The sequence below is a fragment of the Streptomyces sp. NPDC021356 genome (assembly GCF_040641015.1).
In the GTDB taxonomy this organism is placed as follows: Bacteria; Actinomycetota; Actinomycetes; order Streptomycetales; family Streptomycetaceae; genus Streptomyces.
This window is the reverse complement of record NZ_JBFACU010000029.1, coordinates 43,398-60,197: the sequence shown is the minus strand read 5'-3', so window position 1 is coordinate 60,197 and position 16,800 is coordinate 43,398. Positions and strand designations below refer to the sequence as shown.

The window sequence follows — 16,800 nt, the reverse complement described above, 5'->3', positions numbered from 1 at the left end:
GTCTCGCTGCCGGGATTTCGTGTTCTCTGGGCGGAGTTGGATCTTGCGTAAGGCGCGGCTGCACGATCGGAGTCCAGCGGGGCCCGTTCCACGTATCAGCTGGGCGGCCCGGGTCCGGGAGGCGGGCGCTCCGCTGGCCATCAGGCCGTACCGGCTGCACTTCGCCGCCCGTCTGCTCTCCTGGACCGGATCGGCCGTCGCGCCGATCGGTCTGGCCTTCGCGGTCCTTCAAATCGGTGGCGGCCCCGGTGCGCTGGGCGCCGTCCTCGCGGCGAGCGTCGTGCCTCAGATCCTGCTGCTGCTCGTCGGCGGGGTCGTCGCGGACCGGCTGTCCCGGGCTCGGGTCATGGTGTGGTCCAACATCGTCTGTGCGGTCGCGGAGGCGGCGGCGGTGCTGTTGCTGGTCTCGGGTACGGCCCGGGTCTGGCACCTGGTGGCGATGTCGGCTGTCTGTGGAGCGGCGGGGGCCTTCTTCACCCCGGCGGCCGGGGGCATCGTCGTGGAGGTGGTCCCGGCGGAACTCCGGCACGCGGCCAACGCTCTGCTGAAGATCGGCCAGAACACCGTGAAGGTGGCGGGCCCCGCCTTGGGTGGCGTCCTGGTCGCCGTGGTCGGCCCCGGCTGGGCTCTCGGGTGGGACGCGTTGACGTTCGCCGCCTCGGCCCTCCTCTTCTCCCGCATCAGCCTCAAGGCCAAGACCGTGAAGGTCCGTACCGGATTCACCGCCGATCTGCGTGAGGGCTGGGATGACTTCCGCTCCCGCCGCTGGCTGTGGGTGATGGTCGGACAGGCCGCCGTGATCGTTCCCGTGTGGCTGGTCGGTTACCAGCTCCTCGGCCCGGTGTACGGGCAGCAGGTACTCGGCGGCGCTGCCCCGTGGGGTGTGGTGGTCTCCGGCTTCACCGCCGGACTGGTGGCGGGGGCGGCACTCGCCCTGATGTGGAAGCCGCGCCACGTCGGGCTCGTCGTCTGCGCGGGCACCGGCTCCATGGCGGTGCCGCTGGCGGCGATGGCCGCGGCCGTGCCGCTTCCCGTGCTCGTGGTCGCCACGGGGGTGGCGGGCACGGGACTGGCGGTCAGCATGACCGTGTGGGCCTCGCTGGTGCAGGAGAGGATTCCGGCGGACCGGCTGGGCCGGACCCTGTCCTACTCGACGCTCGGGCAGATCCTGCCCGTGCCCTTCGGCTATCTCCTCGCCGGCCCTGCCTCCCACCTGTTCGGGCTCCGCACGACCCTGGCGGCGGGTGCCCTGATCATCACGGCCGCCGCCCTCGTGCCGCTGGCCATCGCTCAGGTCCGAGGGCTCTGCCTCGCACCGGAAGTGACCAAGGACGCCGACGCGGTCGCGGCCACGGCGCGGGCGGAGAGGTAGAACGCTCGGGCCACCTCGACGGCGCCGGCGAAGTCGCGGAACGCCCGGTCCCGGGCCGCCGCATCGAGCCCAGCCCGGCCGCACCCCTCGGGGAGCCCCCAGCGCTGGGTGAGATGAGCGGCGACGCGCTCGACGCTGAGGTGGGCCGTGGTGTGGTGCGGGTCGGCCGCCTCGACCTGGGCGTTGAAGGCGAACGCGGCGGCCACGGCCTCGGCCGCCAGGGGGACGGAGTCGAGCAGGTCGCCCGCTTCGGCCACCGCGGCGGGCCATACCGTCCAAGCCCCGTCCAGACGGGCGGAGCGGACCATGACCCGCACCAGCGCTTCCTCGGGCGGGAGCAGGCCCACCTCCTCATCGGTGAGCCAGTGGGCGAGCTGGACGCCGGACATGCTGGCTACCTCCACGCCTGCGGCCGCGGCGGACCGCAGTGCGGACCGCTCCACCGCCGGAGATCGCACCGGCCGACACACCTCATCGTCTGCCTCATGCGCAATGGCGGCCAGGACCCGCCTTCGCCACCGATCCGGGAACCCCGGGTCGTACAGCTGTTGATGGTGCAGGAGGGCGAGGAAGCTCACGGGTTGCCCGCACGCCACCGCGCCCGTCCGGAAGGCCGCTTGCCAGTACCGGACGAAACTGGTCTGCCACGGCTCGCCTGCCCACGCCCCGGCGCCGGGGACTGCGGGCAGTCCGGCGGCCACCAGGGCGAGGGCCTGTTCAGCGTCCTCCCGCTTGGCGTTGCAGGGATGCGTACGGCGCCATGCGTCGGCCCGGCTGAACGCCGTCGCCAGCCCCTCCCCTGCCGCGAGACGGCCCAGCGCGGTCCACGACCGGGACGTGTAAGGGAGGGAGCGGGCCAGGTCTGCGAGCCGCTGGGCGTGGGCGTGGTCCAGCTGTCCGTCGGCGGCGGCCCGGGTCAGGGCTGCCCGCAGGTTCACCAGGGCTTCGGAGAGCGGGCGGCCGTCGTCGGTGTGCAGCACGGCGACTTCGTCGTCCGCGTCCAGGGCGCCGCTGCGGAAGTCCTCGAAGATGCGCCCGATGCCGACCATGCCGTACGGGGCGAGCTCGGCGGCCCGCAAGGCCCCCATGCTGGCGGCCCCGGCCACGGCGGCCCCATCGGACAGCAGCGCCAGGATCTCCTTGTGCCGCACCGGCGCGCTCTGGTGCCAGAGTCCATCGATGATCAGCACGGTGTCACCGGGGCCGGCACCGAGCCGCATCAGGTCGCCGTGCCGGATCGGAGGGTGCGTCACAGCGTCGGGGAGGACCTCGCGGACCCGCGCTGCGGGCACAGTGGGGCCGGAGAAGACGTGAACGGTCATACGGCCGTCTCCTGGTTCGGTCGGGGGATGATGTGCCGGGCGTCGTACCGCAGGGCCGGGGCCAACACCTTGACGACGGCGAACTCGCCGCGCTGGTGGAGTCCGTGGGTGAGGTCCACCACGAGCGGGTGGTGGCCGGTGACGGCCGCGACGCGGGCGGCCAGGTGCTCGGCCTCGCCGTCGTCCGTGGTGAACCCGGCGGTGTGCTGGGCGGCGACCTCAGACCAGGCAATGCCGGGGCCCGGGGCGGGCTGGGGACCGCGGTGTACGGCCGACCCGTACGCGGCCGGGTGGACGTCCTCGCGGCTGCCGGTGATCTGGGTAAGCCGGGACTGAGCCGCCTCCGTGATCGCCCGGGAGAGTGCCACGTGGGGGTCCAGGTGGGCGCCGGAGCCGGAGACCAGCAGGGCCGGCTGGTCCTCACGCCACAGGTAGCAGCACATGACGGGCACCCCGAACCGGTTGGGCACGTGCCACAGCTCCAGCCAGACCCCGGCCTCTCGCACCCGGTCGATCAGCGCCGCACAGTGCTCGTCGTCGATGCTGTCCGGGTCGATGAGCTGGCCGCCGTCCCGCTGGTCGGCGAGAGCGCTGATCGTGTCGCGCTCGACCAGTTCAGCCAGGGCGTGGACGACGGCCTCAGCGCGGGTGTTGCCGGAGGCGAGGCCGTTCGTGGACGCGCTGGGCAAGTGCAGCCGCCACCGGTCGTGGACTTCGCGGCCCAGCCGCACGCACGCCGCCGGCACGAGCACGGGTTCACCGTCCAGCGCCGAACGCGCGGTGATCCAGTCCAGGACTGTCCGGCTGGTGACCAGAGATCCGGGGTGGCTCTCCAGGGCTGTCACGGGATAGGGCAGGTCCAGGCCGAGGCCATCGGCCGGGGCTCGCACGTCGGCGGTCGGGACGGCTCGCTCGCCGTGCCACGCCTCGATCGCTTCCATCGCCCCAGAGACCCGCGCGGCGGCCAGCGTCGCGCCTTTGCCCTGGGCGACGGACAGGGTGCGGGCCAGGGGGCGCACGGCCATGGTCACCGGGATACCGAGGTCGTCCAGCCCGGTCACGTCGGCGACGCGGGTGATGCCGTACGCCATCAGCAGCGGCCGGATGGCCTCCCAGGTCTCATCGGGATGGCGGGTTCGGTGGGTGCCGTCGAAATACGCCTTGCGCATGGGCTCTTCCCTTCGCAGATGCCGAAGCCCGGCCGCCGGGCACCCAGGTCATGGAGGGTGACCGGCGGCCGGGCCGGTTCAGCTACCGCCTACGGCGCCGTCAGGCGGACGGCAGCGGGTAGGTGTGGGTGTCGGGGAAGGCGGAGTCCGGCACGGCCGGGTCGCCGCCGGAGTTCTGCGGCATGTTGCCCTCGGCGTGGAGCTCGGCCACGAAGTCGGCCGGGTCCACGGCCTGCGTCGTGGCGGACGGGATCTGCTGGGACATGGTCGTTCCTCCTAGGTCTGGGGAAGGACGCTGCTACACCGAGAGGTCGGTGAAGCAGATGGTGATCAGCACCTCGCGCGACTGGGAGTCGAGCGGGGTACGCCAGTGGGGGATTCGGCTTCCGTCGAATCCGGTGAGGACGCGGTGACGCACCGGGAAGGTCTCGCCGCCGTCCGGGTATGGGGTCTCTCCGAGACGGTCGGCCACCTGCTGAGTGGTCAGCCACCGCAGGCGGGGCAGCCATCCCATCGAGACGAGGCCGGGGGTCAGGCCGCACGAGAAGGTGATCTCACACTTCCCGTCGTCCCGGTGGACGTGCATGTAGTCGCCGGGCTCGTAGAACTTCAGGCCGAAGCGGATCGGGGTCATACGGGCGCGGCCGGTCGCCTCCCCCGCCACCTCGGCGAGGCCCTTGGACATGGCCAGCTGGTTGAGCGCTTCCCCGCCGGTGTGGACTCGGCACCGCTGGGGCGAGGTGATCGATCCGTCCCGCATCACCAGCAGTCCGGGCCGCTGGTTGTGGCGGACGACCGCATGGGGCTCGCACCGGGCGGCCTCCTCGGCGAGCTCCTCCCAGAGTCCGGCGTCGACCACGTCCTCGGGAACGACCGCCCGGCCTTCCGTCAGCCAGAGCTGACGCGGGGTCATTTCCATCACAGGTCCATGAACGACATGGTCACCAGCAGGCCCATCGACTTCATCGGCGGGCGCCAGTGCGGCACGTGGTATCCGGCGAACGCCCGGACACTGCCGTCGCCGTACGGGTGGCTCAGGCTGGTGAAGCCCTCCCCCTCGGGGAACATGCCGTGTTCGGTGACGACTTCGCCGAGGCGGTCGGGGAAAGCACCCAGCAGCTCCGGGGCCCACCCCATCGGGGGCAGGTCCTCGGTCAGGGCGACGGCGACGGTCACGGTGGACTTCACCGAGTCCGTGTGCAGGCCCTGGAAGTCGCCTTCCTTGTAGAGGACGACGGCGCCCCCACGCGGGATCAGCCGCGGGATGCCGGTGGCCTCTCGCAGGGCCATCAGGAGGGCCTTGTCGTAGGCCAGGGCCTCCAGCACCGGACCCGGGGGGATGAAGCCGCAGTGGACCGGGGAGGCGAAGCTGCCGTCACGGTGCGCGGCCGTGTGCTCGTGGACGTGAGGCGTGACCAGGTCGAGCCTGCCGTGCGCCTCCTCGACCAGGGCCTTGAAGCGATCCGGCTCAAGGACACCGGGAACAACCGCCGTTCCCGTCTCCTCCCACGCCGCGCGAGCCGGCAGCCGTTCCACGGGTGCTTCGGTGTCCATGATCCCCTCCAGGTGCTCCGTCTGTCCGGGTGGCGCCGCGCGGCCGGTGGTACCTCGACCCGCCTCCGCTGTCGTGCCGGGGGCGAGCCGAGGGGTCAGCGGCGTTCGCCCATTGAACTGCCGGGGAACACAAGGAATGAGGGGCCAGGAAGGGGTGCATTTCCCGGCGGGGGGCCGCTCCAGGGGGCCAGGATGAGGGCCTCACCCGACGGCGACGGAGGGAAAGTGTCATGGTGGCCCCAGACGGCATCGGCGTCTTACTGCGAGCAATCCGTGAAGGCGCTGGCCGCACCCGTGACGAACAGGCCCGGGTCGTTCAACTCACCCAGGGCGGCCGGTGGTTCGACTGGGAGAACATCAAGCGGTGGGAACTGGAGAAGCGGTTACCGGTCCCGGACTGGCACGAGACGATCGCCCTCGCGTATGGGCTGAACGTCGCGGACGTGCAGCGGGCAGTCGCCGCATCGCGACAGCACCGACGCAGCCAGCGCAGGGAGAAAGAGGACGTGAAACGACGCAGGTTCTTCGGGGTGGCGGCCGCCGCTGTGAGCGCGACCGCATTGCCCGGCATCGCACAGGCCCGTGAGGGCATCGACGGGGCGCTCGCGGGTTCCGGGGCCGGTGACCTGGCCTACCTGGAGTCGGCATTCGAGCGGCACCGGGGCGGCTACCACGGCCGGGCACCCGACGACGTACTGAGCGAGATGCAGGCGGATCTCGTCCTCCTCGGCCAGGTCCTCAATCAGCCTCACCCGGCCAGTGCACGCGCCGATCTCGCCCGGACCGCTGCGGGAATCGCTGGCCTGGTCGCCATCGTGCAGCACGACCGGGGCGACAAGGGAGATGCATTCCGCTGGTTCGCGACGGCGGAGAAAGCGGCCCGGGAGTCTGGTGACCGCAGGATGACGGCCTGGGTGCTGGCCCGGCACGCGATGGTGCCGCTGAACTACGGCGCCCCCGAAGTGGCCGTGCGTCTCGCGGCCCGAGCCCGCAGAGCGGCCGGCCGGACGCCCACCGCGGCCGGGGCGTTGGCGGCGGCCGTCACCGCGCGCTCCCTCGCCGCCATCGGCGACCACCGGGGGGCCCGGATGGCGGTCACGGACGCGCAGGGCTTGGTGGAGCGCCTCGACGGGCACGAAGCGGCCGACACGTGGTTCGGCTATCCGGCGCAGAAGCATTTCGTTCACCTCTCCCAGGCGTACACCCTCCTCGGGGACACCGAGGCGGCCTACGCGGCCCAGGACGACGCCCTCGACCTGACCGATTCCCCCTCGGTGATGACCCGGGCCCTGATCGCGATGGACACCGCCGCCTGCCTGCGCCTCGACGGCGACCCCTCATCGTCTGCCGAGATGGCGGCAGGCATCTTCGATCGCCTCCCCGCCCCCTACCGTGACGGCCTGATCCGATCCAGGGCCGAAGTCCTTCACCAGGCCCTCGGCGGTCGTCCGCGAGAGCTTCTCGGTCAGGCGCTCGCCTGACCGCACGGTGCCAGACTCGAACCATGAGCACATTGCCCCTGCGGGAGGCGGCCCGAGCCGTCGTTCTCGACGCTGACCAGCGCATCCTGCTGCTCCGCTACGACGAGAACGGCGGCTTCTGGGCGACCCCAGGCGGCAGCCTTGAGCCGGGTGAGGACTACCCGACCGCGGCCTTGCGCGAACTGGGCGAGGAACTCGGCGCGAGGGACGTGATCCTGTCCGGCGAGATCGCCGAGCGTCGCCAAGATCATCCAGCCGGCGGGCGCCGCGTACAGCAGGTCGAGAAGTATTTCCTCGTCCGCGCATCGTCCGGCGCCCTTGATGCCGCACGAGCCACACAGACGGACAACATTCGGGCCAGCCGCTGGTGGTCGCTGGATGAACTCCGCTCCACCACGGAGACGGTCTACCCGCTCGGCCTCGCCGATGTGGTGGCCGACGTCCTCGTTAAGGGCGTCCCGCGAGAGCCTGCCGTTCTTCGCTGACGCGAGCCCGCTCCGGAAGGCGTCAACCAGGCAGTCCCGAGGCTCCAGTCGTCGCGCCGCAGTCAACGCACTTTCCATTTGTGGATACCTTGCTTTCCACTCATCGAGAGCATACGTTTCCGATCATGGATAAAGGAGAGCTGAGCCGCAGGGTGACCAATGTTCGAACCAGCCACCGCCAGGTACAGACCCTCAAGCGGGAGCTGCACGCGGCAGAGCGACAGCGGGACCGCGATGTCGCCGAGCTCGACGAGTTCGCCCAGTCCCACAAGGAGGCGAGGGTAGAGGCCAGCCGGCGCACGCTGGCCCGGGAGCTGGGGGTCACCCACCCGGTGATCAAGAGCATGATCGAGCGGGCCGGGAGGGATGCCTACCCGGTGGACCCGACGCGCCTGGTCCCGGTCCTCTCCGCCTCCGAGGCGGCGCGGTACGTCAAGAGCGGCGCCTTCGGTCACGTCACGGGCGCGACCGCGGCCTTCACCGAGACTGACATCCTGCTGGAGTCCGGACGGCACCCGAAGGCGTTCGCCGACGGCACGCGGATCTCGGCACCGAACATGCTGCTGCGCAACGCGGAGGGCGAGCTGCTGGGGGTGGAGGAGTGCCTGGCCGGGTACGGCGGCACGGGGCCGAGCAACAGCTTCCGGCTGCTGCAAGAACTCGGCTGGCGCGAGGAAGTCGCTCGCGAGGTCCTGCACTACCGGTTCATCGAATTCGACATCGAGCAGGGTGTCGTCCGGACGAGCGAGGAGAGCCTGCACCACTGCGGGGGGAACCTGGAGTACACCGGCGGGCATCTCGTCGCGCGTCTGCGTCGCGGCCGCCCCTGGGCCCCCGTTGGCCGGACCATCCCCGCCGGCGACCCTCTCGGGCTCCGCACGTGGGTCGACGAGATCCTGACGAAGCCGGAGACGTATGCCTGGGCAGCGGGTCCTCGCGTCGCCCGGGTCTACCTCAACCGGGACACCGCCACGGGGTTGCAGGACCGCATCCGCTACCGGCCCGGCGTACGCAACAGCCCCTTCAGCGTCGTGATCGAGCAGGGGGAGCTTCAGCTGTGGTGCAGCGCCATCTACCCGTCGGACTGGGCGGAACTGCTGTCGAAGGAGCAGCTCGACGTCTTGGCGGCCGTGGACATGTACCCGGCCGATGTTGAGCCGCGGGGCTGGCTGGACAAGTTCCTCCCCCGCCGCCGCGAACGCCCTGACTACATCGACATTTCCGCAGACGGTGTGAGCACGCTCCAGTACGAGCCGGACGGCTCGGAGCTGGACGGCGAGACCTTCGAAGGGGCCTGAACCGCACGAGGGGCACGCTTCAACACCACACATGCGGGCGGGTCCTCATCGGACCCGCCCGTCGTTGCGTTCTCGCTGTCCGCCGACCGGTGCCGCACGCCAACTCCCCGTAGGCCACCCGGAAGCACGAACAAGGAGCCCCAAAGATGGTATTGTTTTCATTGCTGGAAGGGGATGGCACTCCGACCGGCTCCACCACTCGAAATCTCGTACCTGGGGGCCCAGCCCCCGAATTGGAGAAGACTTGCTGAACCACAACGACACCGCATACGAGACGGCCGCCGAGTCCGACGTCGCCCACCTCATGGAGGGCCGCAACATCACGCTCGACGAGATCGCGGTGGAGCTCGCCGCGATCGAGCTGCGGCTGCGGCAGGTCGCTTTCGCGGCCGAGACGCCCGCCACCCCGGTCGAGCTGGAGCCGATGATCGACACACTGCGCTCGAAGGCCGGGCAGCTGCGGGAGATCAGCGACGAGGCCGGCAAGCTCGCCCGGATCGTCGAGGGCGACGTTCCGCTCGCCACGAAGTTCTCCGGCGTCGGCGATCCGTGGGGAGCTGCGGCGCGCGGCACGGACCGCGAGGACTTCGGCGGGCCCGCCGTTGTACCCACGGCGCGACAGCTGATCCACCTCGCCCACGGCGCCCGGATGCCGGGGGCGGAGACGACCACGTATCCGGAGGCCATGGCGGGGGTGCGGGTGATCTGGGAGTCCAGGGCCGCACAGGCCCGGCGGCGCCGCGAGCGTGACGCGGCGGTCGACGTCGAGGTCCTTGTGCTGGAGTGCGAGACCTGCCATGTCGGCTCGGGCGAGCACTGCGTCACCAAGAACGGCCGGATCTCCGAGCGGCCCCACACGAAGCGGCTGCGGACGGCGGAGGCCAACGTCGATGCCCGTCTCGGTTACCTGGGCGACAACCCCGTAGTCGTGCCCGGCGTCGACTGACCCGCCGCTGACGGTCACAGCGAAGGACCCCGTGCCGGCTTCCGGTACGGGGTCCTTCGCGTGAGCGGGGAGCCACCTGGTCAGGCGGCGCGAGGTGCGCGGGGCAGGGCCAGGGCTGAGGCTTGGAGGATGACCCCCGCCGCGAAGCTGGTCGTATATCCGCCCGATGAGAACGGCTGGCGTCGGGTGCGCTACGACGGCGTCGCCATCGGGGTAGCGCACCGCCCCTCCGACATCCGGGTCTTCCTCGCCGCGGCGGGGATGGAGGATGCGGAGGACGTGGACCTGACCGACCCGGGGTTCGTCGAGTGGCGGGGTGGCGCCCCGGAGGCGTGGGAGCCATCCGGTAAGCCCGGGGACGGGAGCGGACCGGTGTGAATTTTTACACCGGGGAGGTCAGCCGGAGCGGCGTGCCCGGCGGGCAGTGAGCGCGGCCGTCGCAGTGCGCGGGTCAACGGCGATGCCGAACTCCACGAGGGCGATGTCCTGCACGTCGCCGGATGTCGCGGCGGGGTCCTGGTTGAGCGCGAGGTCGGCGGCGCCGAGCGCGAGGACCTGGTCGCGGTCGGCAGCGGCGGGATCGGTGAGTGCGGCCAGCACGGTCCGCCAGAGGGTGGGCATCAGTCCGCGAGCGGCGCCAGCGCCGTGTAGCAGTGGCGGCAGACGGTCAGCGGCCCATCGGACTGAGTGGCGGTCACCACTCGGATGAGCAGTCCCGGCTCGGCGGCGGCGAGGCAGACGCCGGTCCCGGAGGTGTTGTGGAACATGCGGCACAGGCAGCGGCAGCCCCCAGGCCGGTGCTGCTCCCAGCCGAACATCCAGCGCATCCGGATCGTGAGGACGGGGCTTTCGGACTCGCCGGCCACGACCGACTCCCTTCGAGGCGAAGCATCAAGCATGGCAGGGCTGTCGACATCGAGGGGGCGAAATCGGACTGCCCCCTCGGCGGCGGTGACGTACTAACGCCCATTTTCAAGATCGCTAAGGCCACGCATAATTCCGGTTATGCGCGATCCCCTTTCGATCATGTACACGCCATTTCCTAGTAGGAAAAAAACGCGCTGAAGGCGGTACGCTACAGAACGCGACCACGCCCAGGTGGGCATTCCAGACTAGAAACATGCAGGTCAGAGCAGCCTTCGCGGGAGGACGGCACCGCCCGCCCCTTCCCCAGCGCCTCCGATCCAGGACGAGACAACGATGCGACGCTCGCGCAGGACTCCGCCACCGACCGCCCGCGAAACCCGCCCCGCACGGCAGGCCCCCGAGCAGCAGCCCCGCGTACTGGCCGCGCAGCTGTACGAGCTGCACCGCGAGATCGGCAAGGACGAGCTGTATCTGGAGCGCTGGCCCGGCGATCACGAGCTGTTCGGCGTGCTCCAGTTCGCCCAGGAGCACGCCAACCGACTCAAGGGGCAGGCGTACCGGGAGGCGGCGGTGCTGCGGATGCAGCTGGCCGAGTGGCTGCGTCTCGCCGCCGACCCATTCCAGCTCTCTGCGATCGACGACGCGCGCGCCGGCGGCACCTCCTGGAAAGAGATGGCTCTCGCGCTCCGGTTCCTCGACCGCCTCGGGGAGCCGAACCCCGGCAGCGCAATGAACCTCCGCAAGCGGCTGTATGTCGCCGTCCACGGTCGCCCCGGCGACCGGCGCCAGCCACAGGTCGCGCACCTCATCGACCGGCGGGCCATGGAGGCCCGCATCGCCGAGGCCCAGTTCATCGCCGCCGGGGAAGCGCGCTACGCAGAGCTGGACGCAGTCGCGCGGGCCCTGCTGAAGCACCACGAGTCCGGAGAGATTCCCGAGGACCCCGACGATGACGGGTTCTGGTGGGAGCAGCTCGCCGAAGCCGTTGACGACCGCCGCAGCGCCTCCGAGCGCGCCAACCTCTTGGTGTACGTGCGCGGCGTCGCGCGCGAGGCACGGGCGTACGGGAAGAGAACAGGACAACCCCCAGCGACCACAGAGCAGGCGACCGGCGTCCTGGACGCGGCGGCCGGGATGGTGGACCTCGACGCGGACGGCTGATCTCCCCGCCTGCCAGAAACGCGAAGGCCCGGACCGAGTGATCGGTCCGGGCCTTCGCGCCGTGTGCCCTTACGCCGTGACGGGCTGCTCCGAGAGGAAGAGGTGCACCTCGAAGCCTGCGGTCATCCGTACGTCACCACCACGATGAAGGTGACGAACACCGCCGCCAGGATGGCCAGGCCGGCGAGCAGGGAACGGGCCTGCCCTTCCGCACGGCGGTGTTCGTGCGCTTGAAGCCCACGCGCCACCCCTCGCGCGATCTCGTCCTCGTTCATGCGGTCGCCTCTCCTCCATCCTCTGTCCTGACTGGTGACGTCTTCCGGCTGGAGCCGGTCCGCCCGTTGTGCACTCCGCGCCGCGCGGCCGGCCAGGAGAGAGCGGCTCCATGCGTGTGCTGCCGGTGGACGACGTCACGGGACAGGCCCGCCGCCGCACCGATCTGCTCGTAGGTGACCGGAGCATTTCCCGGTCCACCCACACCCTGCCGGGCAGCTCCGGCGGCTTCGTGGGCGGCGCGGCCGGCGGCATCCACGACGAGCATCAGCAGCTCGATGCGACGCAGGGGGTCTATGGCGCGGCTGGCCGCGCGGGCCAGGAGCTCGACGCGATCGGCGCCCTGGACCTGGTCGGCCTGCTGCGCGAGGTGCTCGACTTCGGCGGCGAACATGTCGACGTCGTACGTCGTCAACGGAACCCCTCTTGTTGGTTGTAGCCAACGGCACAGCCGACGGTATCGAGCCTTGTTGGCTCCAGCCAACGAGTTCCGCGAACGTCTCCCCTTGCGCGTCGCGGAGTGGTATGACTCAGGTATGACCGATTCGAAGAACCCGCCCAAGGCGAAGACGGCGATCACGATCCCGCAGGAGGTCCTCGACCAGCTCAAGGAGCGGGAGGCCGCGGGCCAGATCAGCAGCGTATCGGGGCACATCACGTCTCTGCTCCAGCGCGAGCAGGAGGCCGCCGAGGTGGACGCCGTACTCGCGCGACTCTTCCCCGGCGAGCGTCCCACCGTTGAACACCTGGACTGGGCGGCGAAGGCTCTCGGCGTCAGCACCAGCGCCGGGCAGAGCAGCGCCGCGTGATCGGCGGCCGCATCCTCGACACCACGGCGCTGACGGCCGCCGCTCGGGGGAGTTTCTACATGCAGGCCCTGCTGTCGGTCGCCCACCAGCGCGTGATCCCCCTCCTCGTCCCTTCCACCGCCCTGTCGGACGCGTACGCCGACCTGAAGCCGGATGCAGCGCACGCCCTGTCGGCCGTCATCCAGTTCCCCCTCGTGACCGTCGCGGCGCTGGATGAGGCGGACGCCCGTGGGGCGGGCCTCCTGCGCTCGAACATCGACAGCGAGGCCGGCACCGCGGCCGGGCACGTCGCGTATCTGGCGGCCGCCAGGCAGTGGCCGGTGATCACGGGGGAGCCGGACCGGCTCCGTGCGCTGTACCCGGAGATCGAGCTGGAGGATCTGCCGTGACGATCGACCGTGAATCGAACCCAACGGAACCGCGCACTGCGAAGTTGACCAGGATCACCCCCGACGGGTACACCGCGAAGTTGACCGCCCTCATCACTCCGACGGTCACCTCGGTCTCCCCTGCGGCTGTTTGCGCACTGACCACTGGTCCCGTGGCGTGCGGGTCCCCACGCCTTTCCGCTTAGCCCAGCATGACGAAGGCCCCCGCCAGCGGCGGGGGCCTTCGTCATGCTGGGGGCCGGTCAGGCCACGGCCTGGTCCTGGACCTCCTCGGGCTGCTCCGCACCGCCCGTCTCCGCGCGAGAGCTGGGGATGGCCTTCTTCGGATACACCTTGTCGATGATGCCGAGGTACTGGTCGAGCTGCGCGCGAGCGGCCTCCGCCTGGACGCGGATGGCGTCGACGTCACTTCGAGACATGGCCGCGATGTGCTTCTCCCTGACGCCGCCAAGCGCGGTGGTGAAGCGCCCCAGGGTGTGCTGGGTCCGCACGACGGCCGTAGGCGCGACGAGAGCGGCGGGGCTGTCGTCAGTGTCGTCGCTGATGAGCTTGACGGGGTAGCCGAGCTCCTTGGCCGCCTGCTCGAAGAGGGCGGCCGTGGGGCGGGTCCGGTTCTGCTGCGCCGCGAGTTCGTGAGCCTTGGGAATCACCTTCAAGGCCGCCTCGTCGCCGTACTGGTCGATGACCGCCGCGATGACGACCGCATGGGAGGGGCGGCTGATGCGGTGCACTTTTTTACACTGATCGTTCAGGGCCACCACCTTGGCCAGGGCGGCAGCCTCTCGGACCAGACGGTGCACGTACTTCGTGCTGATCTCCAGGACCTCGGCGCCCCACTCCTCGAACTTCGCGTGCCCCGAGTGCTGCCATAGGTCCTCTTCCTTGGCGTAGGCCAGGAGGAGCCCCTTGTTGACCGCGCCGACTGCCTTGATGTCGGCGACGGCCTCCTCGCCGTTCTCCTTGGCCTCCTTCAGCAAAGCGGTGACCTGCGCGAGCCGCTCCTGCGGAGACCCCTTGATGGCCACAGCGGGGTTGATGACGTTGGTTCCGGTGAAGCGGTTGGCATCCAAGCCAGGGACCTTCACCGGCTCCTTGGCGGCGGCGTCCCGCAGAGGGCTGCGGGTCATGCTGGGACGAGCTGTCATTTGGCGAGCTCCAAGACGAGTTCCTTGGCGAGTTGATGAAGAGGGGAGTCGGCCTTGAGGCGGGGCATCTTCCCGAAGCTGTGAGCAAGGCCGGTGCGCTTGTCCTCGGAGGCGGGGATCTGGGCCTTGAGCACAGGCAGTCCGTCCGCTTCGAGCTCGTTACGGACTTCGTCGACGGAGCTGGAACGAGGGTTGAACCGGGTCAGGAGACACACCAGCCGCGGCCGGTGCCCCGTCATCCCTTCGACCGTGTCCATGGCCCCGAGGATCGAACCGCCGCGATAGGTCTCCATCCCGCTGGGGTAGAGCGCCAGGACCAGCAAATCGGAGGTCCGGATCGTCGCATAGTGGAGATTGGCCGGGTCGTTCTCCCACGCCTTGGTGTCAATCGCCGAGATGCCGTGGGGCGACCGCAGGCGGTTCACCTCGGCTGCCAGCGAGGGCGCGTCAGGCACTCCGTAGACGGGAGAGCCGAGTCCTGGGCCCGTGACCGGCAGCATGTTGGCCCACGCCTTCAAGGAGCCGTCGGCCTTCTTGTCGGAGTCGTCGGCATCATGTCCCACGGCAGGGATGCCCATCACGCCCCAGTAGCGCAGGCAGTGGATCAGGGACGTCGACTTGGAGCCCCCGCCCTTGCCCACGAACCCAACTGTTCGTCCCTCGGCTGGGAGGGGGTTCTTCATCGTCCAGTCCATGGCCCGGAGGGTACCGAGGCAGGACTGCCCGGGAAGGGCTAGACGCCGGTTTTTGTACGACCAGCACCCAAACCGACTTCGTTGGTCCCGCATCCGTGTGACGGACGGACCGAAAAGAAGCCGCCGGGACTGCGGAGCTGGAGGAGGATGCTGCGGTATCAGGGGCTGCGGGTGTCGCGCCCTAGGGTTATGGAGCCCGAGCCCCAGAAACCGATGATCGGAGTGTCCATGCGTCACCAGGCGGCGGACATCAGCCGCAGGCCCATCCCGCCCGAGGCCCCGGCCGCGAACAGGGAGAAGGGTTCCCGAGGATGATGGACGAGAAGTTCCTGCTGCCTGCCGGCATCGGCTTCGCGGCGCTCTGTGTCTTCGGCATCGTGGCCCTGGTACTCCGCTCCCGCCGTACGCGCGAGCAGGACAAGCTGTCCGCGGAGGACCGCGAGAAGCTGGCGGAGGAGCGGCGCAAGACCTGGCGCCGGCGCCTCGCCGTCATCAGCCTCTCGGTCTCCTTCATCATCATCTTCTGCATCGCGGGCATCGCGGCCTGGCTGTCCTTCGGCGCACAGAAGGCGTACGCCTTCGACCGCAACGGAGGCTCGTGGACCTCAGCAACGGGCTTCGCGCTGCTGCTGGACGCCGGTGCGCTCGGCCTGTCGCTGCTGCGGCTGTTCGAGGCGCTGACCGCTCGGTCCAGCCAGCTGACCCGCCTCTACCTGGTCGGGTTCATCGTGGCCTCGGCCGTGATGAACCTGCTGCACACCCCGCACGCCCCCGGGGAATCGCCCACCCTCGGCGGGCGGCTCGTCGCGGTCATCCCGCCCCTGGTGTACGCCATCTTCCTGGAGTCCTTGCTCAAGAAGGTCGAGCAGCTGGTCCTGGGGAAGTACCCGAAGAAGAAAAAGAAGAACGCGGAGCGGGGCTACAGCCTGCTGTTGTGGGTTCCCTTCATCGGCTACCCCCGGGAGATGTGGAAGCAGTGGCGCAAGGACCTGCACGACACCTTGCAGTACGTCCGCGCCCCCGGCTCGCGCACCCCGCTCCCTGCGCCGGCCACAGGCGCGGAGCCGGACGAGGAAGAGACGACACCGCGAGCAGAGCCCCGGCCCGCTCCGCAGGAGGTGCCCCGCCCGGCGCCCGTCCCTCAAGCACCGCGAGAGCCCCGTCCCGCTCCGGTCCAGCACGTGCCAGCCGCCCCGCCCGTCGCGGAACCCAGCGGTGCAGCTGCCGGACCGATAGGCCCCCCGGTACCGGCACCGGCTCCCGCGCCTTCCCCAGCCGCCGCCCTGCCTCCCGTCCGGCCGGAGCCGGTTCAGCCGTTGGGTGCCTCCAGCAGCAAGTCGAAGAAGGATCAGCTCCGGGACGCCCTGGTGGCGCAGATCCTCGCCGGTGACCTAAGAGTGCTGGACACCAACGCCCAAGTGGCCAACTCGGCGGCCTACCGGGCCAACATGGCCCTGGGCCAGGCCGCGGGGCTGGGTCTCGACAACGGCGGAAAGCAGGAGGGCCTCATGAAGGAGGGGGCGGTGCGTACGGCCGTCAAGCAGCTCCTGCCGGAGTTGCGGCATGCGGCGATGGAGGCGGAGGCCGAACGAGCTCGCCGCAAGGCGGTCGCCACGGCTCCGGAGCCCGCGCCGCAACACCACGCCGCGGAAGCCCAGGCTCCTGACGCGGACGCTCCCCGGGAGCGCCAGGAGGACGAAGGGGCCGCCATCGGGCAGCAGCGATCGGCTGACGCGAGCGAGGCAGCGAAGGAGGCCGCACTGGCGTAAGGGTGTGGTTCGGCACGACTGAGGGGCCCGACGGATCGTCGGGCCCCTCAGTCGTGCGCGGTGAC

The 16,800-nt window shown here is 70.3% G+C and carries 21 protein-coding genes; 11 read left to right on the top strand and 10 right to left on the bottom strand.

What is annotated here, in order from left to right; genetic code table 11:
- Positions 1-43: 43 nt before the first annotated feature.
- Positions 44-1,372: an MFS transporter gene (locus AB0G56_RS30990; RefSeq protein WP_360975742.1), complete on the top strand. Its 1,329-nt coding sequence runs from the start codon at positions 44-46 to the stop codon at positions 1,370-1,372.
- Here the strand turns inward: AB0G56_RS30990 and AB0G56_RS30985 are convergent.
- The 5 genes from AB0G56_RS30985 to AB0G56_RS30965 form a co-directional block, all read right to left on the bottom strand.
- Complete coding sequence (locus tag AB0G56_RS30985) at positions 1,291-2,694, bottom strand: TfuA-like protein (RefSeq protein ID WP_360975739.1); 1,404 nt, start codon at positions 2,692-2,694, stop codon at positions 1,291-1,293. The two genes, AB0G56_RS30990 and AB0G56_RS30985, sit on opposite strands and share 82 nt — an antisense overlap.
- Positions 2,691-3,863, bottom strand: a complete 1,173-nt coding sequence (locus AB0G56_RS30980) for a YcaO-like family protein (RefSeq protein WP_360975736.1) — start codon at positions 3,861-3,863, stop codon at positions 2,691-2,693. The genes AB0G56_RS30985 and AB0G56_RS30980 overlap by 4 nt, the downstream gene beginning before the upstream one ends.
- A gap of 100 nt (positions 3,864-3,963) precedes the next feature.
- Positions 3,964-4,128, bottom strand: coding sequence for a hypothetical protein (locus AB0G56_RS30975; protein WP_266361575.1), 165 nt, complete (start codon positions 4,126-4,128; stop codon positions 3,964-3,966).
- Between the two features lie 33 nt (positions 4,129-4,161).
- Entirely contained in the window at positions 4,162-4,782 is a 621-nt protein-coding gene (locus AB0G56_RS30970; protein ID WP_360975733.1) for a hypothetical protein, read from the bottom strand.
- On the bottom strand, positions 4,782-5,417 hold the full coding sequence (locus AB0G56_RS30965) for a hypothetical protein (protein WP_360975730.1): 636 nt from the start codon (positions 5,415-5,417) through the stop codon (positions 4,782-4,784). The genes AB0G56_RS30970 and AB0G56_RS30965 overlap by 1 nt, the downstream gene beginning before the upstream one ends.
- Positions 5,418-5,647: 230 nt before the next feature.
- On the opposite strand from AB0G56_RS30965, the gene AB0G56_RS30960 reads away from it, so the two are divergent.
- The 5 genes from AB0G56_RS30960 (at position 5,648) to AB0G56_RS30940 (ending at position 10,005) form a co-directional block, all read left to right on the top strand.
- Positions 5,648-6,898, top strand: coding sequence for a transcriptional regulator (locus AB0G56_RS30960; protein ID WP_360975727.1), 1,251 nt, complete (start codon positions 5,648-5,650; stop codon positions 6,896-6,898).
- Between the two features lie 23 nt (positions 6,899-6,921).
- Complete coding sequence (locus tag AB0G56_RS30955; protein WP_360975723.1) at positions 6,922-7,383, top strand: NUDIX domain-containing protein; 462 nt, start codon at positions 6,922-6,924, stop codon at positions 7,381-7,383.
- A gap of 152 nt (positions 7,384-7,535) precedes the next feature.
- Positions 7,536-8,681, top strand: coding sequence for a hypothetical protein (locus AB0G56_RS30950; RefSeq protein ID WP_360975720.1), 1,146 nt, complete (start codon positions 7,536-7,538; stop codon positions 8,679-8,681).
- 244 nt (positions 8,682-8,925) lie between these two features.
- A complete protein-coding gene (locus AB0G56_RS30945; RefSeq protein ID WP_360975717.1) occupies positions 8,926-9,627 on the top strand; it encodes a hypothetical protein in 702 nt (233 codons plus the stop codon).
- A 129-nt stretch (positions 9,628-9,756) separates the two neighbouring features.
- Entirely contained in the window at positions 9,757-10,005 is a 249-nt protein-coding gene (locus AB0G56_RS30940; protein WP_360975714.1) for a hypothetical protein, read from the top strand.
- Between the two features lie 18 nt (positions 10,006-10,023).
- Here the strand turns inward: AB0G56_RS30940 and AB0G56_RS30935 are convergent, their stop codons facing one another.
- Positions 10,024-10,248: a hypothetical protein gene (locus AB0G56_RS30935; RefSeq protein WP_360975711.1), complete on the bottom strand. Its 225-nt coding sequence runs from the start codon at positions 10,246-10,248 to the stop codon at positions 10,024-10,026.
- Positions 10,248-10,493, bottom strand: a complete 246-nt coding sequence (locus AB0G56_RS30930; protein WP_360975708.1) for a DUF6372 family protein — start codon at positions 10,491-10,493, stop codon at positions 10,248-10,250. The genes AB0G56_RS30935 and AB0G56_RS30930 overlap by 1 nt, the downstream gene beginning before the upstream one ends.
- A 334-nt stretch (positions 10,494-10,827) precedes the next feature.
- Between AB0G56_RS30930 and AB0G56_RS30925 the strand changes: the two genes are divergently transcribed.
- Positions 10,828-11,655, top strand: a complete 828-nt coding sequence (locus tag AB0G56_RS30925) for a hypothetical protein (RefSeq protein ID WP_360975705.1) — start codon at positions 10,828-10,830, stop codon at positions 11,653-11,655.
- A gap of 122 nt (positions 11,656-11,777) precedes the next feature.
- On the opposite strand, the gene AB0G56_RS30920 is transcribed toward AB0G56_RS30925, so the two are convergent.
- On the bottom strand, positions 11,778-11,930 hold the full coding sequence (locus AB0G56_RS30920; protein ID WP_360975702.1) for a hypothetical protein: 153 nt from the start codon (positions 11,928-11,930) through the stop codon (positions 11,778-11,780).
- A gap of 110 nt (positions 11,931-12,040) precedes the next feature.
- On the opposite strand from AB0G56_RS30920, the gene AB0G56_RS30915 reads away from it, so the two are divergent.
- The 3 genes from AB0G56_RS30915 to AB0G56_RS30905 all read left to right on the top strand — a co-directional run bounded on the left by AB0G56_RS30915 (position 12,041) and on the right by AB0G56_RS30905 (position 13,126).
- Positions 12,041-12,367 (top strand): hypothetical protein, encoded by a 327-nt coding sequence (locus AB0G56_RS30915; protein WP_360975699.1) that lies wholly within the window; start codon positions 12,041-12,043, stop codon positions 12,365-12,367.
- 97 nt (positions 12,368-12,464) lie between these two features.
- Complete coding sequence (locus tag AB0G56_RS30910; protein ID WP_360975696.1) at positions 12,465-12,737, top strand: hypothetical protein; 273 nt, start codon at positions 12,465-12,467, stop codon at positions 12,735-12,737.
- Positions 12,734-13,126 (top strand): hypothetical protein, encoded by a 393-nt coding sequence (locus AB0G56_RS30905; RefSeq protein ID WP_360975693.1) that lies wholly within the window; start codon positions 12,734-12,736, stop codon positions 13,124-13,126. Before AB0G56_RS30910 ends, AB0G56_RS30905 begins: the two co-directional genes overlap by 4 nt.
- 242 nt (positions 13,127-13,368) lie before the next feature.
- Here the strand turns inward: AB0G56_RS30905 and AB0G56_RS30900 are convergent, their stop codons facing one another.
- Both AB0G56_RS30900 and AB0G56_RS30895 read right to left on the bottom strand, forming a co-directional pair.
- The gene (locus AB0G56_RS30900; protein WP_331720843.1) at positions 13,369-14,253 is read right to left on the bottom strand and encodes a hypothetical protein; all 885 of its coding nucleotides are present in this window, start codon (positions 14,251-14,253) and stop codon (positions 13,369-13,371) included.
- Between the two features lie 14 nt (positions 14,254-14,267).
- A complete protein-coding gene (locus tag AB0G56_RS30895; RefSeq protein WP_331720842.1) occupies positions 14,268-14,966 on the bottom strand; it encodes a hypothetical protein in 699 nt (232 codons plus the stop codon).
- A gap of 311 nt (positions 14,967-15,277) precedes the next feature.
- Between AB0G56_RS30895 and AB0G56_RS30890 the strand changes: the two genes are divergently transcribed.
- Positions 15,278-16,735 (top strand): DUF2637 domain-containing protein, encoded by a 1,458-nt coding sequence (locus AB0G56_RS30890; RefSeq protein WP_360975689.1) that lies wholly within the window; start codon positions 15,278-15,280, stop codon positions 16,733-16,735.
- Positions 16,736-16,800 lie beyond the last annotated feature (65 nt).